Below are 24,685 nucleotides of genomic sequence, written 5' to 3' on the forward strand. Positions count from 1 at the left end.
GCGGTCACGCGGCGGCCTCCTGCTCGGTGAGCTGCGACAAGACGATTTCCCTGTACGTCGGGTTGCTGTCCATGAGTTCGGTATGGGTGCCCGTGCCGACCACGCGGCCGTCGTCGAGCACCACGATGCGGTCGGCGTCACGGATGGTGCTGACCCGCTGAGCCACGATCACCACCGTGGCGTCGGCGATGTGGTCGGTGAGGGCGGCCCGCAGCGCCGCGTCGGTGGCGTAGTCGAGCGCCGAGAACGAGTCGTCGAACAAGTAGATCTCCGGCCGGTGCACCAGCACCCGGGCGATGGCCAGACGTTGCCGCTGGCCGCCGGAGACGTTCGTTCCGCCCTGCGCGATCGGCGCGTCCAGGCCGCCCTCCATGCTCTCGACGAAGTCGCGGGCCTGCGCGATCTCCAGGGCCTCCCACAACTGCTCGTCGGTGGCGTCCGGGTTGCCGTACCGCAGATTGGATCCGATCGTCCCGGAGAACAGATAGGGCTTCTGCGGTACGAGCCCGACGGTCTTCGCCAGCAGCCCGGCGTCGAGATCACGCACGTCGACCCCGTCGACCAGCACCCGCCCGCCGGTGGCGTCGAACAGCCGGGGCACCAGGTTGAGCAGCGTCGTCTTGCCGCTGCCGGTGCTGCCGATGACGGCTGTCACCTCACGGGGCCGCGCGGTCAGGGCGACGCCGTTGAGCACGGCCGCCTGGGCGCCCGGGTAGTGGAATTCGACGTTCTCGAGTTCCAGAAAGCCGTGCCGGCTCAGCTCGGTGACCGGGGCCGACGGCAGCTTGACGCTGGACTCGGTGCCCAGCACCTCCTCGATCCGCTCGGCGCACACCTCGGCCCGCGGGATCATGACGAACATGAACGTCGCCATCATGATCGACATCAGGATCTGCATGAGGTAGCTGAGGAACGCGGTGAGCGCGCCGACCTGCATGGCGCCCGAGTCGATCCGGTGCCCGCCGAACCACAGCACGGCCACGCTCGACATGTTCACGATCAGCATGACGGTCGGGAACATGAGAGCCATCAGCTTGCCGGCCTTGAGCGACACGTCGGTGAGCTGGTCGTTGGAGACCTCGTAGCGGTCGCGCTCCCGCTCGTCGCGGACGAACGCGCGGATCACCCGGATGCCCGTGATCTGCTCGCGCATCACGGTGTTGACCCGGTCGATCTTCACCTGCATCGAGCGGAACAGCGGCCGCATCCGCACGATGATCACCGCGACCACGCTGACCAGGATCGGCACGATCACCAGCAGCATGGCCGACAGCGGCACGTCCTGCTTGAGCGCGAGCACGATGCCGCCCACACACATGATCGGCGCCGAGACCATCAAGGTGAAGGTCAACAACACCAGCATCTGGATCTGCTGTACGTCGTTGGTGGTGCGCGTGATCAGCGAGGGCGCCCCGAACTGGCCGACCTCGCGCGCGGAGAACTCCTGCACGCGCCCGAAGATGGAGGCTCGAACGTCACGGCCGACGGCCATGGCCGTACGGGCGCCGAAGTAGACCGCGACGATCTGCGTGGCGATCTGCGCGAGCGTGACGAGGAGCATCCACCCGCCGATGCGCATCACATAGCCGGTGTCGCCCTTGACCACCCCGTTGTCGATGATGTCGGCGTTGAGGGTGGGGAGATAGAGCGTCGCGAGCGTCTGTAGGAACTGGAAGAGCACCACCAGCGCGATGGCGCTCTTGTACGGCCGTAAGTGACCGCGGAGCAGTTGGATCAGCACTACTACTGAGCCCCCCGTGTGAGTAATCCGTCGAGCAGGAGCGAAACCGTCTCGGCCCCGCTGAAATTGGCCGGGTCGCCGAACGGCCCGAACGTGTTGGCGCCGCAGAACATCAGGAGCAAGGTAGCGACGGTCCCGGCCGGCCGGCGAAGCCGGTCCGCGTCGGCGCCGATGACCGAGATGATCGCTTCGTGCAGCGCTTCGCGCCCGGCGGTCATCCGCTTGACGGTGTCCGGATCCTGGGCCGCGATCACCAGCTTGCGGGCCGCGGTCATGAGCTGCGCGTTCTTGGCGAACCGCTCATGCACCAGATCGGCCGCCACGGCCAGCCGCTCCCTCAAGGGAGCCGCCGGGTCGATGGCGCCCAGAGCCACCAGCGTCGGCTCCGGGTCAAGGGCCTGAACGACCGAGCAAACCACCAGAGAAGTCTTCGTCTCGAACACCCCGAAGATCGTCCCTTCGGCGACCCCCGCCGCCTGGGCGATCTGCCGGGTGCTCACATCGACCCCATGCTCATGCAGCAGCGGAATGGTCGCCGCGATCAGCGCCGCCCGCCGCTCCTCAGGCGCCAGAGCGGGCACCCGTCGTCGTCTGGCCTCCACGCGAGCCACCTTAATGAGCGAGCACTCACTCATCCACTGACATTTGTCATGGGTCCCCCGCCCATGGCGCCCCGCGACCCCGCCGAGTAGACTGAATCACTCGACAAGAAAGTGATTCAACAGAGGAGGCGGTGATCATGACCAGCGCAAACGTCGGGGCTCTGATAGAAAAAGCGCGGCTTGCCGCGGGCCTCAGTCAACGTGCCCTGGCCGACGCCGCCGGTCTCTCGCAACCCACGTTGTCACGAATCATCTCGGGCGATCGTGTGGCGAAACTGCCCGAGATCGTGGCGATCTCCTGGGCGACCGGCCACACAGTGGCTCAGCTGACCGGTGCCGGCACGGTCGCCGATCGGGTCCAGTGCGCAGCGCGGGCCACCAACGGCTCCGGCATGGAAGGCATGCGCGAGGCGCTGCTCCACTTCCTCGAGCTCGACGACTACCTGGACGAGCAGGCCATCCCGGCCACGAGCTGATGGCGGTGACGATCGTGGATCCGGAGGCGGAAGGCCGCACGGCGGCCGCGCGGTTCCGTCAGGAACATTTCCTGGGGCAGCAGCCGCTGGGTGATCTGGTTGCCCTGATCGAACAGTCGGCCGGCGTCGACGTGGCCGTCCTCGACGCCGAGCCCGACCAGCACGGCTTGACGATGCGCGATCCCCGGCGCGACACGGTCATCATAGGCGTGGCGCGCACCCGCCATCCGATGCGACAGCGCAGCACGCTCGCCCACGAACTGGGCCATGTCGTCTTCGGCGACTGGACGGACAACAGCAGCTGCGACTGGAGCCGGCGTTCGCCCGCCGAGAGCCGGGCCGACTCCTTCGCGCGTCACCTCCTGCTTCCGCTGGACGGGTTGCGGGCGTTCCTGGGCGAGGGCGCTGGTGTCGGCCTGGCCCGGCTCTCGGCAGTCGTGCAGAGGTTCCTCGTGTCGCCGCCGATCGCCGCGATCGCCCTCGAACAGGCTGGCTACATCGACCTCGACACCAAGAGCGGCTGGATGTCGGTCACGGCACCCCAGCTCGCCGTGCGTTTCGGCTGGAGCGATCACTACCACGCCCTGGAGACGGAGGCGGATCAGCGCCGGGCCCCTCAGCGCCTCCTGGCCCGGGCCGTCCGCGGCTACGCGGAGGGCGTGGTCTCCGCCCAGACCATCGCGACGCTGAGGGGCATCACTTCCGAGAGGGCCGCCACCGAGCTTCGAGAGGCCGGCATCTCACCCGGACACCAGCCCGTCAGGTGGTCCGACCCGGACGAGCTTCCGGACGCGAATGTCGATCTCGCTGCCCTCGACGACGCGCTCGGCGCCGAGGAGCGGTAACCGACATGGCCCAGCGACCGATCATCGACGCCGGGCCCGCCCTGAACTTCTTGTCGATCAACAAAGAGCGGCTCCTCATCGCCATGGTGGGCCGGCTCAGCGCTCCTGCAGCGGTGGAGGCCGAGGTCCTTCGAAAAGCAGCCCGAGACCAGCGCTTTCGCCCGGCGGCAGCTGCCTGGAGGAGACTGGCGCCGAATTGGATCAGCGTCCTCTCCGATGAACCGACCCCAGAACTCGCACGAGTCGTCCATCGGATCACCCAAAGCCCGATGGCCGAGCGACTCAAGTGGTCGAAAGACCTGGGCGAGACCATGGTGATCGCGCACGCCGTGGTGGCCGCGGAGGCGGGATCCGACGTCATCGTCCTGATCGACGACGGCCTTGGAGCGCAGACCGCGGCGGGGGAGATCCGTCGGCTCGACCGTCTCCGACCACTGGCCGTTGGGAGTAGGAGCCGGTTTCTCTCAGGTTGCTGACAGGGGTGACGATCGGTGCGGCCGTGCGACGGATCGAGATGGATGACCACACGGCTGAGTACTGGGTGCGGCAGCTTCGCATCGGGGCCGGCATCGCTGTCGTTGTCACCGCTATCGGCGGGATTCGGATTGCTCTGGCCTGGGCGCCCGGAAGCCGATGGTGGCTGATTCCCGTGGCCGCCGTCGTTGTTCTTCAGGTTGCCGGCTTCTGGGCGCCCTGGAACCGGATCGTGCGGGACGACCTCAAGCGAGGGCGGCTTCTCGCCTGGTGGTTCGGGCAACTGCCCGTTCTTCTGCTCTTCGGGATGGTTGATCCGGACGGCTGGCTGCTCTATGTGCCCGCCGCCGTTCTTCTGCTCATCACCGGGATGGCCCTCTGGTCGCCCAAGGTGGTCATCTGGCTCGGCGCGCTGTCCGTCGCCGGCTACGCGATCCTGCTGCCCAGCAAGGGGCACGCCGACGCCGGTACGACCTCGCTGCTCATCGCCATGATGGGCTGCGTCGTCGGGCTCACCGCGGTCGGCGCGCAGAGCCGGCGCCGGTTCGACGCCCGGCGGCGTACCGCTGAGCGGCGGGCCGAGACGCTTCTGAACGCCTCGGCCGACGCTGTCATCGCCATCGGGCGGGACGGCACCGTCAAATATGTGAGCCCCTCCGTCGAGCAGCTGCTCGGGATCTCGGCCAAGGAGCTGATGGGGCGGCGCCTCGACGATGTCATGTCGGCCGAGCGGCGGGTCCGGGCCCGGGTCTTCTTCGCCGACGTGGCCGAGCTGCCCACCGGGCAGAGCGTGCGCACCGAGGCCAGCTTCGGCGGGGTCGACGTCGACATCATCGCCACCAACTGGATGAACAGCCCGGACCTGCAGGCCGTCGTGGTCAGCCTGCGCGACATCAGCAAGCGGCGGGAGCTGGAGCGGCAGCTCAGCCGGCAGGCCTACACCGATTCGCTGACCGGCATGCCGAACCGGGCCCGGTTCCGGGAACGGCTCCGGGAGGCCGTGGCCGAGGGGCAGCCGGTCACCGTGCTGCTGCTCGATCTCGATGACTTCAAGCTGGTCAACGACAACCTGGGGCACAGCGCCGGCGACGAGCTGCTCGGCACCATCGCCGACCGGCTGCGGCGGCACGTGCGGCCGGACGACCTGCTGGCCCGGCTCGGCGGGGACGAGTTCGCCATCCTGCTGCGGGACGTTCCCGTCGAGGATGTGGCCGCGCTGGCCGAACGGCTCCTGGGCGCCGTTCGTGAACCCGTACGTCTGGGAAGCCGTGACGTGACCTGCTCGCTGAGCATCGGCATCGCCACCGAGGGAGCCGACGCCGAGCAGCTGCTGGGCAACGCCGACCTGGCCATGTACGCGGCCAAGCGGGCCGGCCGCAACGGCTTCGCGGTGTTCGACCCGACGATGACCATGTCGGTGCTGGAGGAGGCCCAGCTGCGGGCCGACATCGAGCACGCGCTCGAGCACGAGGAGTTCGTCGTGCTCTACCAGCCGGTCGTCGACATGCAGACGCAGAAGCTGACCTCGGTCGAGGCGCTCGTGCGGTGGCAGCATCCCCGCGACGGGCTGCTCGGCCCGTACCACTTCATCGCCGACGCCGAGGCGAACGGCCTGATCGTGCCGCTGGGGCGCTGGGTGCTGCGGCAGGCCTGCGCGCAGCTGGCGAGCTGGCGCCGGGAGTCGCCGGAGGCGGCCGGGCTGCACGTCAACGTCAACCTGAGCGCACGGCAGTTCCAGTACGCGGGCCTGGTCGACGACGTCGCGAGCGCGCTGCAGGACGCGGGTCTGGACGCGGCCAGCCTCACCCTGGAGATCACCGAGTCGATGCTGATGGCCGACATCGAGAGCGCCAAGCAGACCCTGCACGCCCTGCGCGGCCTGGGCGTGCGGCTGGCCATCGACGACTTCGGCACGGGCTACTCGTCGCTGAGCTATCTGAAGCAGCTGCCGGTGGACGTCATCAAGATCGACAAGACGTTCGTGGACGAGGTGGACGTCGACGCGGACGACGTGGCGCTGGTGGACGCGGTGGCCGGGCTCGGGCAGGCGCTGAAGATGAAGACGGTGGCCGAGGGCATCGAGACCGACGCCCAGTGGGCCACGCTGCGCAAGCTCGGCATCGACCACGGTCAGGGCTATCTGTTCGGCCGCCCGGCCGGCGCCGGCGAGATCGTGTCCCTGCTCACCCGTGCGGCTGACGTGGCCGCTTGAACCGTTGTGGCCCGGCCGCCGTGTACCGGAAAGCAGGTACGTTACGGCGGTAAGGACTCTCATGAAGCACGCGCGCCGGGTCGGCGGCACAGCGCTCACCACGTTGGCCGCTCTTCTCGTATTCCTGGCCCTGGTCCTCCCGGACCAGATCACCCGGCTGCCACCGGGCAATTTCTGGGGCACCGCGTTGCTGCGGGTGCCGATCGAGGCGCTGCTCGTGATCGCCGTGCTGCTGGCCCTGCCCGAGCGGGCCCGGCGGATCACCGCGACCGTCCTCGGCGTGGTCCTCGGCCTCCTGACCATTCTCAAGATCATCGACATCGGCTTCTTCGCCGTGCTGGCCCGCCAGTTCGACCCGGTCCTCGACTGGATCCTGTTCGAGGACGGCTACCACTTCCTCGAGGACTCGATCGGCGCCGCCGGCGCCTTCGGGGTCGCGGCGGTCGCGGTGGTCACCGCAGTCGCCACGCTTGCGCTGATGACCTTTTCCGTACGCCGGGCCAGCCGCGCCCTGCCGAAACGGCCACGGGTCGTCAAGGCCGGCGTCACGGTGGCCGCGGTGGCCTGGGTGGCGCTGGCCGCGATGAGCTTCCAGCTGGTCGGCGGCATCCCGGTCGCCTCGACGAGCGCCACCGAACTGGCCCGCGACACCGTGCTGGCCGTGCCCAAGGACATCGCCGACCGCAAGGCCTTCGAGAAGGAGGTCCGGGTCGACGCGTTCCGCGACATGCCGCAGGACCAGCTGCTGGGCGCGCTGCGCGGCAAGGACGTGATCATCGGCTTCGTGGAGAGCTACGGCCGCGACGCCGTCGAGAACCCCGAGTTCAACCGGCCCGTCCTCGACCAGCTCGCGGCCGACGAGAAGGGCCTGGCCGCCAAGGGCTTCCGGGCGCAGAGCGGCTATCTGACCTCGTCCACGTTCGGCGGCGGCAGCTGGCTGGCCCACTCGACCTTCCTGTCCGGCCTGTGGATCGACAACCAGAACCGCTACCGCAGCCTCGTGGCCACCGACCGGCTCACGCTGACCAGCGCGTTCAAACGCTCCGGGCACCGGGCGGTCGGCTTCGAGCCGGGCGTCACCTACGCCTGGCCGGAGGGCGACTTCTACGGCTACGACCAGGTCTACGACTCGCACACGCTCGGCTACCACGGGCCCGCGCTGAGCTGGTCGACGATGCCCGATCAGTTCGTCATGAAGCAGGTCCAGGCGTACGAGCACGGCAAGGCCAAGCGGCCCCCGCTGCTGATGGAGGTCACGCTCACCTCGAGCCACACGCCGTGGACGCCGGTGCCGCGGACCCTGCCGTGGGACCAGCTCGGCGACGGCTCGGTGTACAACTCGATGATCAAGGAGTCGGAGAGCCCGCAGAGCCTGTTCAAGGACCCGGAGCGGGTCCGGCAGGCGTACGCCGGGTCGATCGCCTATTCGGTCGACAGCCTCACCTCGTACGTCGAGAAGTACGGCGACGAGAACACGGTGCTGGTCATGCTGGGCGACCACCAGCCGAACTCGGTCGTGGTGGGCTCGAACGCGACCAAGGACGTGCCGATCTCGATCGTGGCCAAGGACCCGAAGGTCCTCCAGCGGATCACCAGCTGGGGCTGGACCGACGGCCTGAAGCCGTCACCGCAGGCGCCGGTCTGGCCGATGAACGAGTTCCGCGACCGTTTCCTGACCGCCTACAGCCCGCAGGGTGAGCCGCACTAGAGGTCAGCTGCTCCAGCCGGCGTCGCGACAGGCCTTGAGCATCGCGTCGCCGGCCGACTTCCACGCGGCGTTCGTCTCGTTGGCGGCGTCGCCGACCTTCATGGCCGCGCCGGAGATCGCGTCGTTGTCCGTCTTCATGGTGGAGGCGCTGACCTTGTCGGCCAGGGCGAGCCGGGTGCTCTCGCTCTTGGCCTTGGCGTATCCGGCGTTGAAGTCGCTGCAGGCCTGCGCGGCCGGGGAGTCGAGCGTGCCCGGCCCGTCGTCGCCACCGCGGCCGCGGCTCACCACCAGCGCGATGATCACCAGCGCCGCGACGGCGGCCACGGTGATCACGCGCTTGTTCACTTTCACCTTCAGCGCCACAGCTTCACCCTAGTCGGACACGAGGGATGAAAGGCGCCTTCACTCATGGCGGGGCGGGGGCGAGCGCCCGGGACCGGCGCTCGCCCCCTGGCTCTCAGTCGATCGTGCGGGGCAGGGACTGTGCCGCCTTCAGCGCGGCGGCGGCGCCGGAGTACGGGTTGTAGGTGTACGTCCGGGACGGCGTGCCCGGGATCGTGAAGTAGGCGGCGGCCAGCTTGGCCGGGTCGGTCGCGATCTCGCCGCGGGCCGGCACGTCGTTGCCGTCGTCCCAGCCCCAGGGCGCGTTGGCCGAGTTGGTGCCGCAGCCGTACGTGCCCTGGCCGCACCCGCCCGTGGTGTCGCCGGCGAAGGTGCCGAGCGAGGCGAACAGGCTGGAGTTGGCCCGCTGCGCCCACAGACCGCCGGACGCGAAGATGTCGATGAGCCGGTAGCGCACGTCGCGGTCGTTGGTGCTGCTCGGCGACTCGGAGACGCCGGCCGACGGGTAGTACACGATGCCGTCGCCGTCGATGGTGTACTGCGGATATGCCTTCAGGCCGTGCCCGCCGCGCTCCTGCGCGGTCACCGGGTGCTGGAACGAGTCGTGCGGCGACGACTGGAGCTGAAGCGTCCCGTCGATCGTCTCGCCGCCGTTCTTCCAGGTGCTGCCGCTCGGGGCGTACGAGAAGAAGTCGCTGTGCGCGACCGTCACCGCGGCCTTGAGTGAGCCGTACTCCGACCCGTCCTTCTCCACGACCTCGAGCAGGCCCTCGCCGTCGTTCTCGTGCTCGGTCTCGAAGAACGGGTGGTCGATCCAGTCGCGCGGGTGGAAGAAGAAGTACGTCAGGTAGTAGTGCGTCGAGGTCTCGAGCACCGAGTAGTAGACCGCGGCGTCAGTGTTCTGCCCGGCGTTGTCCCAGTTGTCCCGGCCGTTCAGATTCCCGTCGAAGTCGTATCGCGTGATGTAGTCGGATTTTCCGCCCAGCGCGTGGCCGCCCGTCGCGTCCACGTCCTGATAGTGGATGGGCGCCCACCGCAGCGCCACCTCCGCCCGGGACGGCGCCGCCTGGGCCGGAGCCGCCATGCCGGCGGCGGCGAGCACGCCCACGAGTCCGAACGCTACCTTGCGCATGCCTTTTCCTCTCATAGACACGCGTCTATGTAAAGGGGGCCGGATGACCGTAGGGCGACGGCGACGTTGCCGGGCGACTACTCTTCTGGGGTGTTCAAGGTCGATCTGGGTGGCGGGGCCGAGCTGCGCCCGCTGGAGCCGTGGCAGGCGGACGAGTTCTTCGCGCACATGGACCGCGCCCGCGAGACCGTCGATCCCTGGATTCCCTGGGCGAGCGTCAGCGCCGACCTTCCCTCGGCCCGCGGGACCCTTCAGAGGTACGCCGACAAGCGCGCCGCCGACACGGGAGGCATCTGGGGCATCTGGCTCGACGGCGTGCTCGTCGGCGGCACGATGTTCGTCTCCTTCGACGCCGGGTCGGGCGTGGCCGAGGCCGGCTGCTGGCTCGAGCCGGCCGGCACCGGGCGCGGCCTGATCACCCGGGCCACCGCGGTGATCATCGACTGGGCGTTCACCGAGCGCGGCCTGCACCGGGTCGAGTGGCACTGCCGCCCCGACAACGTGTCCAGCTCCAACGTGGCCCGCCGGCTCGGCATGACGCTGGAGGGCACGCTGCGCGCCAACTATCCGTGGAAGGGCGTCCGCCACGACACGGAGGTCTGGGCGGTCCTCGCCCCGGAGTGGAAACCGCCCGCGTGGACGACCCCGAGCTGACCCGCCGCGACGAGGACGGCCGCTCCCTGCCGCTGCTGGTCTGGCGCCTGCCCGGCCCGGTGCTGGCGGTCTCGTCGGCGGTTCTCGGCGGTGGCATCGGACCGTGCGCCTGGGTCGTGAACGCGACGGTGCCGATGTCGTACGACCGCCTCGACCCCGCCTCTCATCTCCGCTCACTGGCCGCCGGTCTCGCTCTGCGCGGCCCCGGCGCCGGCCTGCTGACCGGCGTCGACGTGTCCGAGGTGGTGCACGTGGCGGACGGGGGAGTGCGGCTGTGGGCGACGGTCGGCCTCGGCACGCCGATCCAGGCCGCGGGTTCCGGTCCCGCCGAGCGCGTCGGCACGGTCAACTTCGTGGCGTGGGTGCCGCAGCGGCTCAGCGAGGGCGCGCTGGTGAACGTGGTCGCCACGGTCACCGAGGCCAAGACGCAGGCGATCCGCGAGCTCGGCCTCGACGCCACCGGCACGGCCACCGACGCGGTGACCGTCCTCTGCCCACCGGACGGGCCGGTCGCCGCCTATGGCGGGCCGCGCTCGCAGTGGGGTGCGCCGCTGGCCCGTACGGCCTACGAAGCAGTCCTCCGCGGCGGTCCCGCTTCCCTCGCCGCCGCCGCCTCCTCCTCCGCCGCTTCCCTCGCCGCCGGTCCCCTTGCCGCCGCTTCCCTCGCCGAGCGTGACCTTCGTGCCGACCCGGCCAGGAGGTCGGCGACCTGAACCCGCGGATCCTCGCGGGAGTCGGCCATCGTCAGGCCGGCCAGGGGCGAGGGGCCGTCGCCGTCGGCCAGCGCCCGCTGGAGGCGGACGAGCCGGCCGGCGGTGAGGGCGCTCTGCTCGTCGTGGGTGACCAGCACCTGGCGGTGGCCGCCGCTGAAGAACAGCACGGTCTCGGCCAGCGCCGGCAGCAGTGGCTCCAGCGGCGGCGGCAGCGAGCGGTCGTCCTCGTCGAGCCGGGCGGTCAGCGTCCACACCCGATCGTCGGTGAGCTCGGCCAGGACGGGGTGGCCGGGCAGCGCGTCCCGGGCCCGGAGGAACGGCTCCACCGGCCGTCGCCGCCGCTTCTCGCGCGCGAGGTCGACAAAGGCGGCGAGGAAGGCCGTCCAGGCGGCACCGGCCTCGCGGCCGGCCTCGTGCAGGGCCAGCGCGGCCGGGCGGTGCCGCTGGGCCAGGCGGGTGCCCGCCGCGTACGAAGGCTCGCCCAGCACCAGGTCGACGACCCGGGTGACCAGGAAGAATTCCTTGTCGACGGCGTGCACGTGGGCGCGGCCGGCCAGCGCGGCCAGGAACCACTCCAGCGCGCTCGGCCGGCGGAGGAACTTGCCGGACTTGAGCTCGTAAGGGGCGAACCCGAACCGCCCCCGCAGCTCGGCGATCAGCTCGACCGCCTCGGCCCCGCTCAGATCGACGCCGGCGTGGGTGATGACCGGATCGGCCGGGTCGAGCAGGTTCGTCCCCGAGAACCCGGACTCGTCACAGGCGATCTCCACGACGGGCCCGGACAGCGCCGCCGCCGGCAGCAGCCCACCCTGCAGCACCCGCGCCATGCCGACCATGCTGGCCCGGCCACCGCCACCGGACAACCGAGTTTGCCTCGGTCACCGGGGCGCCGCGCCGAGCTGGTGGTGGACGGCGTCGGTCACCCGGGGCTCGTCGCCGGTGGCCAGCAGGTCGAGCATGGCGCCGCGCAGCACGGCCAGGATCAGGGTGCGGCGGGCGGCGCCCCCGGCGGTGTCCCGTTCGGACGGCGGCTGGCGCGCGGCTAGCAGTCCGAGCCAGTCCTCGACGGTGGTCCTCGCGAAACCGGCCCAGGGCCCGTCCGGCTCGGTCAGGGAGCGGGCGTACGACTCGGTCCACAACCGCAGCAACGGGCGGTGCTCGGCGGCGGCCAGCCACTCCCACAGGCGTACGGCGGCCTGGGTGAGATCTTTCGTGCCGTCCAGCAGGGGCAGCTCGTCGGCCCGCGCCCGCTCCAGAAGGGCCCGGACCAGGCCGTCCTTGCTGCCGAACAGGAACAGCAGGACCCGGGGGCTGGACCCGATCGTCGCGGCGAGGGGCCGCAGCGACAGATCGGCCAGCCCGTTGTCGAGCGCGTAGCGGTAGGCCGCCTCGAGGAGCTCGTCCCGCCGTGCGCTCATGGCGCTATCGTATCCTGAACTGAAACAGTCGTTTCAGTGGGCGTTGGGGGCGGGCTGATGGCATCGATACGCAGGGCCGACCGGCCGGGCGACCTGGGCTGGATCGTGATGGCGCACGGCGAGGAGTACCAGCGCCAGTTCGGCTGGGACACCTCCTTCGAGTCACTGGTGGCGCGGGTGGTCGCCGACTACGACCCGTCCACCGGCGCCGCCTGGATCGCCGAGACGCCCGCCGGTGACCGCGCCGGCTGCGTCATGCTCGTCGCCACCGGCGAACCCGGCGTGGCCAAGCTGCGCGTCCTGCTCGTCACCGAGGCCGCCCGGGGGCTGGGCCTGGGCGGCAAGCTGGTCGCGCAGTGCCTGGCGTTCGCCCGCGAGGCCGGCTGTCGCCGGGTCGATCTGTGGACGGTCGACGAGTGCACGTCGGCCCGCCGCATCTACGAGGCACACGGCTTCACCCGGCGATCCCAGGAACCGCACCCCGGTTTCGGATATCCCGTCACCGGCGAGAACTGGAGTCTCACCCTCTCGTGAGCTTGCTTCCGGCCCGCCGTGCTCGCAGGCTGAAGGGGTGAGCTGGCTCCGATCGCGTGATCGGCGAACCGCTCAACGGCTCGCCATCGTCGACGGCTACCGGTTCCCGCCCGGTGTCCGCCACCGCTTCGCCGTGGAGCACGGCGCCCTCGACACCGCCGGCGTGGCCCTCGCGGAGGATGCGGCGCGCCAGTGGTTCCGGCTGGCCGTACGCCGCCCGAAGGCCTCTCTGTCCATGCCGTCCGCGGTCGTCGACGCGCTGTGGCGAGAGATGGTCCTCGACACCCGCGACTACGCGGGCTTCTGCGAGGCCGCTCTCGGCCACCCCCTTCACCGCGCGACGCCGCCCGACATGACCCGGCTCGCCGAGACGTTCCACCTGGCCCAGCTCGACGAGGGGTGCGGCCCCGAGGTCCTGCCGCTGCTGTTCCGCGTGGACCGGCAGCTGGAGGTCGAGGGCGGCCACCGCTACCTGGCCGATTGCGGAGGCCGCGGCCAGTGCCACGAGCTGCCCGGAGCGACCTGCCTGCGCCATGTGGCCGGCACGGAGAACCCGAGGCGCTGGCGCCCCGACCCCCGCCGGGACCCACCGATAGCCGACGAGTTCTCCGTCGGCGGCGACTAAAGCCGCTCGCCGGTCTACGAGATTCGGGTGGCCAGGGCCAGGAAGTGGTCGTCGGGGTCCTCGTAGCGGATCAGGGTCCAGCCGGTCTTGGTGAGCAAGGTGGTCAGGACGTCCTCGTTCATGGGCTCGTCCGGGGAGAGGGTCCGGCCGTGGCGGGCGGCCAGCGCTTTGCGGCCGCTCGGGTGGAAGAGGACCAGGCGGCCGCCGGGGTGGGTCACCCGGGCCAGTTCGGCCAGGCCGGCGGCGGGGTCCGGCAGGTGGTGGACCAGGCCGGCGGCGAAGACGACCGCGGCCTGGGCGGAGGCCAGGGGCAGGTGGAGAGCGTCGGCCCTGACCAGGGAGATCCGGGTCGGGAAGGTCTGGGCTGGGGTAGTGGGGTGGCTGTGGGCGCGGGCCTCGGTGAGCATCTCGGTGGTGCAGTCGAGGCCGATGACGCGGCCGGTGGGGCCGACCGCGGCGGCCAGGGCGGGCAGGGCCCGGCCGGTGCCGCAACCCACGTCGACGGCCAGGTCTCCGGGGCTGGGGTCGGCCGTGGCCACCGCGGCGGCGTACGCGGGAAGGTCGTTTCCGAAGCGTTTGTCCCAGCCGGCGGCCTTGGGGGCGAAGAACGCCTGGCTCTCGGAGAGGTACCACTGGGACGGGTCGGCCAGGCGCGGGTGCACGTGGCGGATCACCGGCCACTGGGGATCGTGGTGGTCGATGACGATCTGGGCCCGGCGCTCGCCCGGGCCGGTGGCGCCGGTGCCCCGGGTGGAGCGCAGATAGACGATGACGCGGTCGGCGGCGGGCTCCAGGACGTTCAGGGCCGAATCCTGGACACTGCCGGACGGTCCGGTCAGGCCGAGCACGGCGTCGACGCTCCAGGCGCGGGCCGACGGCGGGAACGCGGCGGCCAGGCGGGCGGCGAAGGTGGCGGCGGCGCCGTGGTCGCCGCCGTCGACGATCACGGTCAGTGGGGCTCGGGGCGCGAGGACTTCCGCCAGGAACGCGGTGACCTCGGCAATCCTTTCAGGCACGCACCCAGCATGCATGTGGATCTGTGACGGGGGCAACATCCGCCACGGGGGAGATCGGGAGCCCGTTCCGGGGTGACCGAGGTGCGTTCGGATCGCGCGTGGCGGATAGTGGGGCGCATGCGCGAGTGGGCTGATCATGCGATCTGGTGGCACGTCTATCCGCTCGGCTTCGGGCGCCTCGACAAGATCGAGAAGTGGCTCGACTACGCGATCGAGCTCGGCGTGAACGGGTTGCAGCTGGGGCCGGTGTTCGCGTCCGAGTCCCATGGTTACGACACCCTCGACCACTTCCGGATCGATCCGCGGCTGGGGTCGGAGGAAGATTTCGACTCGCTGGTCGCCGCCTGCAGGTCGCGGGGCGTGCGCGTGATGCTGGACGGCGTGTTCAACCACGTCGGCCGTGGCTTTCCGGTCCCGTCGCCGTCCTGGCTGCGCGGGACGGTCTTCGAGGGGCATTCCGGTCTTGTCGAGCTGAACCATGACTCGCCGGAAGTGCGGGATTATGTCGTACGGGTGATGAACCACTGGCTCGACCGCGGGGCCGACGGGTGGCGGCTGGACGCGGCGTACGCGGTGCCGCCCCGCTTCTGGCGGGCGGCCATCGACGAAGTCAGGAAGACTCACCCGTCGTCGTGGTTCGCCGGGGAGATCATCCAGGGCGACTACGTGGGCTACCTGCGCGACAGCGGCCTCGACTCGATCACCCAGTACGAGCTGTGGAAGGCGATCTGGAGCAGCCTCAACGACGGGAACTTCTACGAGCTCGCGTGGGCGCTCGACCGGCACGGCAAGGTGCTCGAGGCGGGGCTGCCGCTGACCTTCGTCGGCAACCACGACGTCACCCGCATCGCCAGCAAGCTCACCGACGAGCGGCACCTCGGCCACGCGCTGGCCGTGCTGTTCACCGTCGGCGGCGCGCCGAGCGTCTACTACGGCGACGAGCAGGGATATCGCGGGATCAAGGAGGACCGGGCGGGCGGTGACGACGAGATCCGGCCGCCCTATCCGGCGCTGCCGGGCGATCTGGCGCCGTACGGCTGGCCGGTCTATCGCCTGCACGAACGGCTCATCGGCATCAGGCGGCGGCACGCGTGGCTGGCCCACGCCCGCACCACGGCCGTGCACCTGACGAACACGGCGGTGGCGCTGAGGTCGGCCGACGGCGAGAACCAGCTCGTGACGCTGCTCAACGCCGGCGACGAGGCGTACACCTTCGAAATCGACTCTCAGCAGCACACCGTGTCCGCGCACGACTGGTTGATCATCTCGTCCGAGTCGTAGGTTGAAGACATGAACGCCTTGGAGCTGACCGACTATCGCGCCGCCGTCGCCCGGATCTATCTGGCCGACACCGGCCTCAAGGAGTTCCGGGCCCAGCGCGACGAGCTCTTCGCGACACACCCCCAGTCGGCGATCCCGCCGTCCGAGCGCCCGTCCTTCACCGGCCTGCGCTACCTGCCGCCGAACGACGACTTCATCGTCGAGGCCACCCTGCGCCCGGCCGACGGCGAGATCGACATCGACACGGGCGGCGAGGACGGCGTGGTCCACTACAAGCGCGCCGGCATCCTCGAGACCCCGCTCGGCGAGCTGTCGCTCTGGTGGATCGCGGCCTACGGAGGCGGCCTGTTCCTGCCGGTCCGCGACGCCACCTGCGGCCACGGCGCCTACGGGGGCGGGCGCTATCTCACCGACACGGTCAAGGGCACGCACGGGCGTGGCCTCGAGGTGCTGTCGAGCACCCGGGTGCGGCTCGACTTCAACTACCTTTACAACCCTTCCTGCGCGTACGACGACGCGTGGCAGTGCCCGCTGGCCCCACCCGAGAACCGGATCTCAGCGGCGATCGAGGCGGGCGAACTCACGTACCACTGACAAGCAACCGCAACCCCAGCTCCGCGGCGTCGAGGGCGACGAGGTCACGGTTGCGCTCGGCCCACCGCCCCGACGAGAGGTCGTCGCGGAGCCGGCCGACCGCCCGCTGCTCGGCCTCCGGCCCGACCCGGGTCCACACCGAGACGGCACGGCGGACATGTTCGTCCAGGTACGCCTCGGGCCGTCGCCAGTGAGCTTCGAAGAACCCGTCGGCACAGTCCCAGGGAACGAGCACGGGCTCGGCCCGACCGTCGATGGCCCGCGTGAGATCGGCCAGCGAGGGCCAGCCGGCAAGCAGCCCGGCGAACTCGGGCAGATAGTCGCGGGTGAGCCAGAACCGCCGCCGCCAGCCGGTGTCATCGGCGTCGTAGGTGAACACGACCACCCGCTTGGCCACCCGGCGCATCTCCCGCAACCCGGCGACGGGGTCGGGCCAGTGGTGAACGGTGCTGACCGCCATGGCCGCGTCGAAGGACTGATCCTCGAAGGGAAGGCTCTCGGCGCTGGCGGCGATGCAGGGTGTCGTCCGATCGGGTCGCTGAGCCCGCATGACGGCCGAAGGCTCGACGGCGGTCACGTCGCGGTCGGGCGGCTCGTACGAACCGGTCCCGGCCCCGACGTTGAGAACGGTGCGAGCGTCGCCGAGCGCTTCCCAGATCCGCGAGGCGATCCGCGGCTCGGTCCGGCGCGTCGCCGGATAGGCGGATCCGATGGTGTCGTACAGCTGAGGTCCGAAAACCCGTAGTTGCTCCTCCGGCGTGGTCCTGATCCCCATGGCTCGCGCCTCCAGTTCCCGGTCGATCGCCGTCACCATGACGGCGGCGTGGTCCCGTTGCTCGACAAGCAGCCCGCGAAGCCGCCTCAGATGAGCGACGGCGTCGGTGTGCGGGTCATCGACGAGATCGGCGATCTCCCGAAGCCCGAAACCCAGCCGCCGATAGGCGAGCACTTCGCGAAGCCGCTCCACGTCGGCGGCCGAGTAGGCCCGATAGCCACCCACGGTGCGAGCAGAGGGCCGGAGAAGCCCGATCTCGTCGTAGTGATGAAGGGTGCGCACGGTGACGCCGGCCAGTTCGGCCACCCGCCCCACGGTGAGTTGCTCGTCCACGCCCACGACTATGTGGCCTCACCCCACGTGAGGCACAAGCTGTTCCTTCCGGGGGTGCAGTACCTTGAGGCCCCCAGATACTCGAAGACGCGCGAACGGTCGGGAGCGGACGGTTATGGCGATTCCAAGGCGGGACCCCGAAGGAGTGGTCAGCACACCTGACGGCGTTTCCTACGAGGTGGCGATCGACGATCCCGTCGCTGCCCGGCGTGGTGCCGGTCTGGGGGTTCTCGCGCGCTTCGATCGTTCCGTGGACGAGGTCATCGCCCAGGTCGCCGACGTCGTCCAACGTGGCCTGCGCCGGTCGGAGGCCAGCTCGGGAACTGTTGAGTTCGGCATCAAGATCGCCGGGGAAGCGGGCTTCATCGTCGCGAAGACTCCGGACGAGGGCACTTTCCGGATCACGCTGAACTACGACCGGTACGAAACGCCTTCGCCCAGAGTCAACCCCGGGGAAGACCTGCCATGACCAGTCAGCGAATGGCCAAGCTCCTGCTCGTAGTCGGCGTTGCGGTCATTGGCTTCTACTGGTACCCGGAACAATGGCCCGCCTCGGGCCTGGTCGACGACCTCTACGCGAATGCCGCGACGAGCATCCTGAGCATCTCGGTGGTCGTGCTGCTGATCGATCGAATGAACGAGCGTAGGGACGCGCTGCAGAACAAGGAGCGCCTCATCCGCGAGATGGGCTCCGGGGACTCGGCGACGGCGAGCCGGGCCACCAAGGAGGTGGCGGCGGGCGGGTGGCTCAGCGACGGCAGCCTGATCGACGCCGATCTCAGCGGCGCCAACCTGACAGGTGTCCGCCTGAAGCAGGCGAAGCTGATGGGAGCGGACCTCTCACGATCCGTCCTTCAGGATTCCGAACTCCAGCAATGCGATCTCTCGAACGCCGTGCTGAAGCAGGTCAGCGCCGAAGGCTGCAACCTCAAGGGCGCCCTATTGATCTCGGCGAACCTTCGCGGGGCGGGCTTGTCGGGTGCGGTTCTCGACGAAGCCGATCTGTCCGGTGGCGGTGACTTCCTCAAAGCCGAGTTCGTCAAGGCCAGCGCCCGCAACGCGAACTTCTCGAAGGCCTCACTGGACAGCTGTGATCTGCGGAACTGCGACTTCACCGGGGCCAACCTGGGTAACGCGAGCTTCACGGGCGCGGTCGTCAGCGGAGCGATCTTCGACGGCGCCAATCTGGAGCGTGCCGACCTCCTGGAGGTCAGAGACTGGGACGCCATTCAATCGATGAACGGCGCTCAGCTGGCGGGGGCGCGGATGACTGAGGAGTTCCGGGAGTTCGCCCGGGGTCTCGGGGCGGAATTCTGAGAGGGCTCATACGGTGCCGGCCGCCGCGTCGTCCCAGGTGAGATTGAGCAGGGCCAGGCCGGTCACCTGGTGGAAGCCGAGGGACGTGTACAGGGACAGGGCCGGGGCGTTCGCGGTTTCGGTCTGCAAGGAGAGTCGCAGAGCACCGGCCGAGCGCGCCTCGGTGATCACGTGGGTCAGGAGGGCCCGGGCCGTGCCCTGGCGACGGTGGGTGGGGCGGACGTACAGATCGCGGATCATCCAGGCTGTGGACAGGCGCAGGGAAGCGGGCTGGATCGTCACCGTGATGAAGCCGGCTGTGTCGAGGGCGTAAGCGAGAAGGCGGCCCGACGTCAGCTGTTCTTCCAGCCATGCGGTGGTGCGAGCCGGGAACGGGGCCTCGCCGTAATGGGACCGGTACTCGTCGAAGAGCGGGGTCAACTCCGCCGCCGTGGGCCGCGTGATGTCAGAGGGCATCGAGATGCTCCAATTCGGACTCCAGCAGCGTCGTCACGTACGTCTGCCGGCGGTCCGTGCTTGCGATGCCCCGGCTCGGGCCCTCGGCCAGCATCAGCGTGTAGAGATGGACGCGGTACAGCGACAGCCTGATCAACGCCGACCGGTCGAACGGACCCGGGTCGTACCCCGCCAGGAACGGATGGCCCGGCTCGTCCTCGATGCGGTGGAACAGCGCGGGTGACACCAGGTCGAGCAGCGGGTCGCCGTACAGGTAGCGCTCGCCGTCGACCAGGCCGCTCAGCTCGCCGGAAGGAGCCACCAGCACGTTGCCGTCCCACAGGTCGAAGTGGAGCAGGGCCGGGGTGGTCACCGCCTTCAGGACCGGGGCGTGGCGCTCGACCGCTCCCTCCAGCGCCGCCGGAAGTTCGACATTCCAAGAGGCCGCGTCTGTACGCAGGGACGCCATCATCGCGGTGAACGCCGTGGCCCAATCGGCGCCCGAAGGGCGGTCTCCCGTGTAGCCGAAGTGGCTCCCGGTGACGGTGTGGACCCGGCGGACCGCGGCTCCCAGAGCGAAGCGCGCCCGCGGCGAGTCGGCCTCGGTCAGGGGCGTGCCGGGCAGCAGGGTCGAGATGATCCAGCGCGGGGACACTGCCAGCACCGCCGGCACCGGGGCCAGGCCGGCGACGAGGCCGTAGTACACGGCTTCGGCCGGGATCAGCTCACGTTCGTACGACAGCAAGCGAGCCGACGGCGGCGGCGCCACCTTGACCACCACCTGGCGCCCGTCGGTGAGCGAAGCGAGCCAGACGGCGGCGAAACCGCCACCGCTCAGCTCGGACGCCGTCGCCGCCGGGACGCCGAGGCCCTCCCGCACGATGGCGTCGATGTCCGCGACGGTCAGCAGGGGCTGCGTGGGGCTGCGCATCCGGCGAGATTAATGCACCTCACGCCGGTACGGGGGCCGGGAGCAGCGGGGCCGTGCGGTGCTCGGCGAAGACCCGGTAGCGCCACAGGGCGAGGAACAGCCAGCTGAGGCTGATGACGGCCAGGATGATGTACGTCAATGTGCCGCCGAACGTGTCCCAGCAGGTGTGCAGGATGACCGCGCCGATGAAGGTGCCGATGAACTCCAGCACGTGCTTCAGGTTCGGGGTGGCCATCAGGGCCCACAGCGCGCCGGCGGTCAGGCCGGTCCAGGCGGTGTGGCCGGCGGGGGAGGTGAGGCCCCGGACGAACAGGGTTTCCTCCACGCTGCCGATGTTGCCTCCCGAGGAGAGCAGCGCCGTGAAGGCGTACCCCATGGTCTCGAGCGCGGCGAAGCCCATGCCGGAGGCGACTCCGATGATCAGGCCGTCCGAGGGGAGGCGGCGGCTGTGCCGGGCCAGGATGGTGATCATCAGGATGACCGGGACGATGAGTTTCGCCGACTCCTCGATGACCGCGACCAGCACCAGCGGCAGGACGCCGAGGCCGCGCAGCGTGTTGTATTCGAGGGTGCCGGCGACCACGATGCCGATGACGCCGCCGAAGAAGGCGGAGACGACCAGGGCCGAGGTGGGCACCTGCCAGCGGCCCGTCCGGGCCTGGGCGAAAGTCAGGAACGACAGGGGTACGACCGTCGCGCCCAGCAGGAGGAGGGCGGGCACGAGGTTCGGGTTCTGCGTGTGTACGAGCGTTCGCAGCACAATGACGTAGAGGGCCAGACCGATGACTAGGACGCCTAGCCACGCCCACCGGCGGGAGAGATCGCGCATGGCGGCGGGGTACCCGGGCCCGGAGATCACGTCACGGAAAAGCGACGCGCGTCGCAGCCGGTGCGACGCGCATCGCATTCACGAACCTCAGTGGACGGCGACGAGCGCCTCGGGTGACGGCTCTTCGACGGGCAGGGACATCGGCCGTACGACCAGCCACAGCACCACGTTCGCGGCGGCCATCCCGCCGAAGACGACGACGGCCATGCCGGTCGACCCGTTGCCGAGGACGCCGACCAGCGGTGCGGCCAGGGCGCCCACCCCGAACTGGACCGCGCCCAGCAGCGCGGCCGCCGTGCCCGCGGCCTCGCCATGGCGGGAGAGGGCCAGGGCCGGCGCGTTCGGCATGGCCAGGCCGACCGCGGCCAGCACGATCCAGAGCGGGACGAGCAGTCCCCACAGGCCGCCGAAGCCGGTCTCGGCGAACACCAGCAGCACCACCCCGGCCACCGTGCCGAGCAGCAGGGAGGCGCTCAGGATCTGGGCCGGCTGCCAGCGGCGCAGCAGCCGCACGTTGAGCTGGGTGGCGCCGATGAGGCCGATGGCGCCGCCCGCGAAGACGTACGCGAACTGCTGCTCGCTCATTCCGTACTCCTCCTGGAAGACGAACATGATTCACTCTAAAGTGCACAATGTGAACTAGCAGCTCACGGGGGTTTGGAATGGCTCAACACGAACAACGGACGTTGATGCGGGGGTTGGAGACCGCGCCTGCTGAGAAGCTGGGCATTGGATACATCAGGGTCTCTGACGTTGGCGATCGAGGCGACGAGTTGATCTCGCCTGAGCTGCAGGAGTATGCGATCACAACGTGGGCCGACGCCAACGGCGTTCGGATCGTCAAGTGGATCAAAGAGCTGAACAAGTCTGGACGTAACTTCACGCGGCGCAAGGTCTCTGAGATCGTCAAAGAGGTCGCCGAGGGCGAGTACACCTACGTCGTGCTCTGGAAGTGGTCCCGCTGGGGTCGCAATATGAAGGAGTCTCAAATCTATCTCGGCAAGACCGAGGAGGCTGGCGGCGTTGTCCGTGCCGCGACTGAGGACTTCGATCCAGATACCACGATGGGTCGCTTCACCCGCGACCAAATGCTTCTGATCGCGCAACTGCAGTCGGACATGATCTCTGACGGCTGGAAGGAGGCTCAGGACAGGCGTCGGCGTAATGGGCTCCCGCACACAGGTGCCCGACGGTTTGGGTATCTCAACGACAAAATCTCGTTCTGGCCTGATCCGGACTACGGTCCCGTGCTTGCCAGCTTGTACGAGCGCTACGTGGCGGGCGTGTCTGCGCGCAAGTTGGCGCTTGAGCTCAACACTGCGGGTGTGACGACCGTGCGGGGCAACGCGTGGGACGACACCGCTGTGACGAAGATGCTCGACACGGGGTTCGGTGCAGGCCTGATTCGTGAGCATTCGAAGCCGGTGTCGTGGGACCACCCGAAGCGGGACACGAAGCGTTCGATCACGAGTTATGACGTGTGGCGCCAGGGCGACCATCAACCGGTTATTCCGCTTACGTTGTGGGACAAGTACAAGAAAAAGCGGATGATCTTGGCGGCGATGCCGCCTCGGGCGCGGGTCGCCGTGCATGCCCTGTCTGGGGCCATGAAGTGCGGCTGGCCGGAGTGTGGCGGCTCGATGGTCGTGCAGTGGGGGCCACCGCTGAAGAGGAGTGCTGGCCGGGCTCTCAATTGGGGTTGTAATACGGCTCGGAAAAAGCGGACGCACGCGCCGAACTACATTAGCGACCCGCTTGCCCAATCGGCGATCCTGGCCTGGCTGACTGCAAACGCGCAGAAGACTGTCGATGTAACCGAGGAGGCGCGCCGGCTTGAGCTGGCGCGGCGGATCGAAGGTGAGGTTGAGGCGGCTAAGGCCGAGGTGCGCAGGTTGAAGGCTAAGCGGTCGCGTCTGTCTGACGGGTACACGGATGGCGACATTGAGCGGGAGGACTACCGGCGGCAGAAGGCTGAGATTGCCCTGGATCTGGATCGGGCCGAAGGTGCGTTGTCTGACGCTGAAGAACGCCAACAGTTGAATGGTCCGGACCAGACGCGGGCGTTTGGCGTTTTGGCTGATGAGTGGCACAGGCTCGACAACGCGGCGAAGCGGGATGCTTTGCTTTCGGTTGTACATCATTTCGTGGTGATGCCGAAGGCGCCTGCGTATGTGCGTATGCAACCGGATCGCGTGGTTCCGGTCGAGCGATGGCGAAAGCTGGACGAAGACCAAGGCCATGGCTCAGTTGTAGGTCCTGCGGCACGATAGTTCATGCGTGCTTTTCTGGCGTGCCGGTCTGGTCTCGTGCAGATCGTGCTTGGGCCGCTTCCCGCCGGCATGCGTCTGCGTGGGCCCGCGCGATGATGAGCCAGAACTGGTCCCAGCAGTCTTCGGCGGTCGGGCAACTCGGTGGAGGGGCGGCCGGCTCAGTATGACTGGCTTCATCCGAGTTTCTTACGACATTTCCGGCGGCTTGCTCAGGGTGGTCCAAAGCTATTCACCGGACCTGTGATCGATTGTGCTGGACTGCCTAGCGGCATTGGATTCTGCGAGGGACGTGTGAAGCGAGTGGCGGGTTGTCCGGCGTCGGCGATGTGTTGTGCGCTGTCGTTCCACGTACCTTGACATGGGTTCCCCCTGCGCGCGCGAAGCTCCTTCGTGAAGAAGGGAAGTCCGACCATCTCTAGATGGGCTGGTTCCGCTTCTAGCGTTGGCAGATGAAGAGCGATGGGGGTAGTTGTCTGTGGTTGTCTCCTGCGCTGTCGGAGAGGCGGTCCGGCCTGGCAATCGGGGTTAACCGCAGACAACTGTCGTTTATTGAGGACGACGGGGGAGGCTTGTTCCGATGAGTACGGCTGGTGAGACTCGGGTCAGCCGTGCCTGAAGCTGGCTATTAGGAAGGTTTTCGTCGAATGGATTCGGCTCCGGTGGTCGGCATGCAAGCTGCGGTTGTCAATCAGTTATGCCGCGAGGCTGCAACTGTCGAGGTCGGTTCGCATGTTCTGCCGGCGACGGGATTTCTGATTTCCGTGCCGCGATACTCCCTTGCCGGTCGCGGTGATTGGTCTCATGCGGAGGTCGCGGACTGGTGGCGGCAGGTGGAGCAGGCGTGCACTGAACCGAGAGCTTGGTTCGCGGAGCTAGGCGTCATCCGTGGCCTTGGGGCTGTTCTGGATGTTTTGGCGGAGGAGTCCGTGCTGTATGCCGGGACCTGGACCGATCAAGGTACGAAGTGGTTGGACGCCAATCTCTACATCCGCGGCGACCTGATTGTTGAGGGCAGGGTTGATTTGAAGAGGCTGCATCCGCCAACCGTCGTATCGCCGGCAAGCGTGTGGAGCAGGAAGCGCAGCGTGTGCCGCACGGCTGATGCGCTGGACGTTGCCTTCGCTGTCGGCCGCCGCCTGCATCAGGCGGCGGTCTGGGAGCTAGATGCAGAGTTGCCGGAAGGTGGCCGCAGCTGGCCGGTTTGGTACTGACCTCCTGGTTATTCGTCCGCGAGGGGGTGCCAATGGCGTGACGTCGATTGCGTGTGGACGCTTGGGGTGTATGTGGCGGTTCGAACGGGAGTCCTGGGTACGCGGCGTCTTGTGTCGAGAGCGAACCTCGATCATGACCCGGTTGGCGCACACGCACGGCTTACATCACCTTACGCGCGATACCTATGCATACCTGAAGCCGCCGGGCACCTTGGAA

General features: G+C 69.0%; 25 protein-coding genes and 1 pseudogene. 15 read left to right on the forward strand and 11 right to left on the reverse strand.

Annotation, left to right across the window (positions count from 1 at the left end):
• Positions 1-4: 4 nt before the first annotated feature.
• Together ACFY36_RS50345 and ACFY36_RS50350 are read right to left on the reverse strand one after the other, a co-directional pair.
• Complete coding sequence (locus ACFY36_RS50345; protein ID WP_499753052.1) at positions 5-1,741, reverse strand: ABC transporter ATP-binding protein; 1,737 nt, start codon at positions 1,739-1,741, stop codon at positions 5-7.
• Between the two features lie 2 nt (positions 1,742-1,743).
• Positions 1,744-2,322: a TetR/AcrR family transcriptional regulator gene (locus ACFY36_RS50350; RefSeq protein WP_499753053.1), complete on the reverse strand. Its 579-nt coding sequence runs from the start codon at positions 2,320-2,322 to the stop codon at positions 1,744-1,746.
• 158 nt (positions 2,323-2,480) lie between these two features.
• Between ACFY36_RS50350 and ACFY36_RS50355 the strand changes: the two genes are divergently transcribed.
• From ACFY36_RS50355 to ACFY36_RS50375, 5 genes are all read left to right on the forward strand, one after another.
• Complete coding sequence (locus tag ACFY36_RS50355) at positions 2,481-2,819, forward strand: helix-turn-helix domain-containing protein (protein WP_499753054.1); 339 nt, start codon at positions 2,481-2,483, stop codon at positions 2,817-2,819.
• A gap of 5 nt (positions 2,820-2,824) precedes the next feature.
• On the forward strand, positions 2,825-3,664 hold the full coding sequence (locus ACFY36_RS50360) for an ImmA/IrrE family metallo-endopeptidase (protein ID WP_499753055.1): 840 nt from the start codon (positions 2,825-2,827) through the stop codon (positions 3,662-3,664).
• Positions 3,665-3,669: 5 nt separating this feature from the next.
• Positions 3,670-4,140 (forward strand): PIN domain-containing protein, encoded by a 471-nt coding sequence (locus ACFY36_RS50365; RefSeq protein WP_499753056.1) that lies wholly within the window; start codon positions 3,670-3,672, stop codon positions 4,138-4,140.
• 23 nt (positions 4,141-4,163) lie between these two features.
• Positions 4,164-6,350: a putative bifunctional diguanylate cyclase/phosphodiesterase gene (locus tag ACFY36_RS50370; RefSeq protein ID WP_499753057.1), complete on the forward strand. Its 2,187-nt coding sequence runs from the start codon at positions 4,164-4,166 to the stop codon at positions 6,348-6,350.
• A gap of 61 nt (positions 6,351-6,411) precedes the next feature.
• On the forward strand, positions 6,412-8,058 hold the full coding sequence (locus ACFY36_RS50375; protein ID WP_499753058.1) for a sulfatase-like hydrolase/transferase: 1,647 nt from the start codon (positions 6,412-6,414) through the stop codon (positions 8,056-8,058).
• A gap of 3 nt (positions 8,059-8,061) precedes the next feature.
• Here the strand turns inward: ACFY36_RS50375 and ACFY36_RS50380 are convergent, their stop codons facing one another.
• Entirely contained in the window at positions 8,062-8,421 is a 360-nt protein-coding gene (locus ACFY36_RS50380; RefSeq protein WP_499753059.1) for a hypothetical protein, read from the reverse strand.
• A 94-nt stretch (positions 8,422-8,515) separates the two neighbouring features.
• The gene (locus ACFY36_RS50385) at positions 8,516-9,532 is read right to left on the reverse strand and encodes a hypothetical protein (protein ID WP_499753060.1); all 1,017 of its coding nucleotides are present in this window, start codon (positions 9,530-9,532) and stop codon (positions 8,516-8,518) included.
• Positions 9,533-9,622: 90 nt separating this feature from the next.
• On the opposite strand from ACFY36_RS50385, the gene ACFY36_RS50390 reads away from it, so the two are divergent.
• Entirely contained in the window at positions 9,623-10,186 is a 564-nt protein-coding gene (locus ACFY36_RS50390) for a GNAT family N-acetyltransferase (protein ID WP_499753061.1), read from the forward strand.
• Positions 10,168-10,899, forward strand: coding sequence for an adenosylcobinamide amidohydrolase (locus ACFY36_RS50395; RefSeq protein WP_499753062.1), 732 nt, complete (start codon positions 10,168-10,170; stop codon positions 10,897-10,899). Before ACFY36_RS50390 ends, ACFY36_RS50395 begins: the two co-directional genes overlap by 19 nt.
• A gap of 878 nt (positions 10,900-11,777) precedes the next feature.
• Here ACFY36_RS50395 and ACFY36_RS50400 read toward each other — a convergent pair.
• Positions 11,778-12,317: a TetR/AcrR family transcriptional regulator gene (locus ACFY36_RS50400; RefSeq protein ID WP_499753063.1), complete on the reverse strand. Its 540-nt coding sequence runs from the start codon at positions 12,315-12,317 to the stop codon at positions 11,778-11,780.
• Between the two features lie 57 nt (positions 12,318-12,374).
• Between ACFY36_RS50400 and ACFY36_RS50405 the strand changes: the two genes are divergently transcribed.
• Positions 12,375-12,851 carry a GNAT family N-acetyltransferase gene (locus tag ACFY36_RS50405; protein WP_499753064.1) on the forward strand — a complete coding sequence of 159 codons (477 nt, stop codon included), beginning with the start codon at positions 12,375-12,377 and terminating at the stop codon, positions 12,849-12,851.
• Between the two features lie 37 nt (positions 12,852-12,888).
• Positions 12,889-13,476 (forward strand): UCP032817 domain-containing protein, encoded by a 588-nt coding sequence (locus ACFY36_RS50410; protein WP_499753065.1) that lies wholly within the window; start codon positions 12,889-12,891, stop codon positions 13,474-13,476.
• Between the two features lie 14 nt (positions 13,477-13,490).
• On the opposite strand, the gene ACFY36_RS50415 is transcribed toward ACFY36_RS50410, so the two are convergent.
• Positions 13,491-14,492 (reverse strand): methyltransferase domain-containing protein, encoded by a 1,002-nt coding sequence (locus ACFY36_RS50415; RefSeq protein WP_499753066.1) that lies wholly within the window; start codon positions 14,490-14,492, stop codon positions 13,491-13,493.
• A gap of 117 nt (positions 14,493-14,609) precedes the next feature.
• On the opposite strand from ACFY36_RS50415, the gene ACFY36_RS50420 reads away from it, so the two are divergent.
• A complete protein-coding gene (locus ACFY36_RS50420) occupies positions 14,610-15,773 on the forward strand; it encodes an alpha-amylase family protein (RefSeq protein ID WP_499753067.1) in 1,164 nt (387 codons plus the stop codon).
• 9 nt (positions 15,774-15,782) lie between these two features.
• Positions 15,783-16,367 (forward strand): DUF1684 domain-containing protein, encoded by a 585-nt coding sequence (locus ACFY36_RS50425; protein ID WP_499753068.1) that lies wholly within the window; start codon positions 15,783-15,785, stop codon positions 16,365-16,367.
• Here the strand turns inward: ACFY36_RS50425 and ACFY36_RS50430 are convergent.
• The gene (locus ACFY36_RS50430; protein WP_499753069.1) at positions 16,354-17,475 is read right to left on the reverse strand and encodes a MerR family transcriptional regulator; all 1,122 of its coding nucleotides are present in this window, start codon (positions 17,473-17,475) and stop codon (positions 16,354-16,356) included. The genes ACFY36_RS50425 and ACFY36_RS50430 overlap by 14 nt on opposite strands.
• 178 nt (positions 17,476-17,653) lie before the next feature.
• Here ACFY36_RS50430 and ACFY36_RS50435 point away from each other — a divergent pair, with 178 nt between their 5' ends.
• Both ACFY36_RS50435 and ACFY36_RS50440 read left to right on the forward strand, forming a co-directional pair.
• Positions 17,654-17,944 carry a CU044_2847 family protein gene (locus ACFY36_RS50435; protein WP_499753070.1) on the forward strand — a complete coding sequence of 97 codons (291 nt, stop codon included), beginning with the start codon at positions 17,654-17,656 and terminating at the stop codon, positions 17,942-17,944.
• Positions 17,941-18,792, forward strand: a complete 852-nt coding sequence (locus tag ACFY36_RS50440) for a pentapeptide repeat-containing protein (protein WP_499753071.1) — start codon at positions 17,941-17,943, stop codon at positions 18,790-18,792. Before ACFY36_RS50435 ends, ACFY36_RS50440 begins: the two co-directional genes overlap by 4 nt.
• Positions 18,793-18,798: 6 nt before the next feature.
• On the opposite strand, the gene ACFY36_RS50445 is transcribed toward ACFY36_RS50440, so the two are convergent.
• The 4 genes and pseudogenes from ACFY36_RS50445 to ACFY36_RS50460 form a co-directional block, all read right to left on the reverse strand.
• Positions 18,799-19,248, reverse strand: a complete 450-nt coding sequence (locus tag ACFY36_RS50445) for a GNAT family N-acetyltransferase (RefSeq protein WP_499753072.1) — start codon at positions 19,246-19,248, stop codon at positions 18,799-18,801.
• Positions 19,238-20,158, reverse strand: a complete 921-nt coding sequence (locus ACFY36_RS50450; RefSeq protein WP_499753073.1) for a phosphotransferase family protein — start codon at positions 20,156-20,158, stop codon at positions 19,238-19,240. The genes ACFY36_RS50445 and ACFY36_RS50450 overlap by 11 nt, the downstream gene beginning before the upstream one ends.
• A gap of 19 nt (positions 20,159-20,177) precedes the next feature.
• The gene (locus ACFY36_RS50455) at positions 20,178-20,987 is read right to left on the reverse strand and encodes a PrsW family intramembrane metalloprotease (RefSeq protein ID WP_499753074.1); all 810 of its coding nucleotides are present in this window, start codon (positions 20,985-20,987) and stop codon (positions 20,178-20,180) included.
• Positions 20,988-21,074: 87 nt separating this feature from the next.
• A pseudogene (locus ACFY36_RS50460) lies at positions 21,075-21,596 on the reverse strand (MFS transporter); the annotation flags it as partial.
• A gap of 53 nt (positions 21,597-21,649) precedes the next feature.
• On the opposite strand from ACFY36_RS50460, the gene ACFY36_RS50465 reads away from it, so the two are divergent.
• Positions 21,650-23,257: a recombinase family protein gene (locus tag ACFY36_RS50465; RefSeq protein WP_499753075.1), complete on the forward strand. Its 1,608-nt coding sequence runs from the start codon at positions 21,650-21,652 to the stop codon at positions 23,255-23,257.
• 644 nt (positions 23,258-23,901) lie between these two features.
• The gene (locus ACFY36_RS50470; RefSeq protein ID WP_499753076.1) at positions 23,902-24,468 is read left to right on the forward strand and encodes a hypothetical protein; all 567 of its coding nucleotides are present in this window, start codon (positions 23,902-23,904) and stop codon (positions 24,466-24,468) included.
• Positions 24,469-24,685 lie beyond the last annotated feature (217 nt).

The sequence above is a fragment of the Actinoplanes sp. NPDC000266 genome (assembly GCF_042899005.1).
Taxonomy (GTDB): domain Bacteria; phylum Actinomycetota; class Actinomycetes; order Mycobacteriales; family Micromonosporaceae; genus Actinoplanes.

Coding starts and splice junctions, on each gene's coding strand:
- ACFY36_RS50355 (WP_499753054.1), top strand. CDS start 2,481: ATGACCAGCGCAAACGTCGGGGCTCTGATAGAAAAAGCGCGGCTTGCC.
- ACFY36_RS50365 (WP_499753056.1), top strand. CDS start 3,670: ATGGCCCAGCGACCGATCATCGACGCCGGGCCCGCCCTGAACTTCTTG.
- ACFY36_RS50375 (WP_499753058.1), top strand. CDS start 6,412: ATGAAGCACGCGCGCCGGGTCGGCGGCACAGCGCTCACCACGTTGGCC.
- ACFY36_RS50385 (WP_499753060.1), bottom strand. CDS start 9,532: ATGCGCAAGGTAGCGTTCGGACTCGTGGGCGTGCTCGCCGCCGCCGGC.
- ACFY36_RS50400 (WP_499753063.1), bottom strand. CDS start 12,317: ATGAGCGCACGGCGGGACGAGCTCCTCGAGGCGGCCTACCGCTACGCG.
- ACFY36_RS50405 (WP_499753064.1), top strand. CDS start 12,375: ATGGCATCGATACGCAGGGCCGACCGGCCGGGCGACCTGGGCTGGATC.
- ACFY36_RS50420 (WP_499753067.1), top strand. CDS start 14,610: ATGCGCGAGTGGGCTGATCATGCGATCTGGTGGCACGTCTATCCGCTC.
- ACFY36_RS50425 (WP_499753068.1), top strand. CDS start 15,783: ATGAACGCCTTGGAGCTGACCGACTATCGCGCCGCCGTCGCCCGGATC.
- ACFY36_RS50440 (WP_499753071.1), top strand. CDS start 17,941: ATGACCAGTCAGCGAATGGCCAAGCTCCTGCTCGTAGTCGGCGTTGCG.
- ACFY36_RS50445 (WP_499753072.1), bottom strand. CDS start 19,248: ATGCCCTCTGACATCACGCGGCCCACGGCGGCGGAGTTGACCCCGCTC.
- ACFY36_RS50450 (WP_499753073.1), bottom strand. CDS start 20,158: ATGCGCAGCCCCACGCAGCCCCTGCTGACCGTCGCGGACATCGACGCC.
- ACFY36_RS50455 (WP_499753074.1), bottom strand. CDS start 20,987: ATGCGCGATCTCTCCCGCCGGTGGGCGTGGCTAGGCGTCCTAGTCATC.
- ACFY36_RS50465 (WP_499753075.1), top strand. CDS start 21,650: ATGGCTCAACACGAACAACGGACGTTGATGCGGGGGTTGGAGACCGCG.
- ACFY36_RS50470 (WP_499753076.1), top strand. CDS start 23,902: ATGGATTCGGCTCCGGTGGTCGGCATGCAAGCTGCGGTTGTCAATCAG.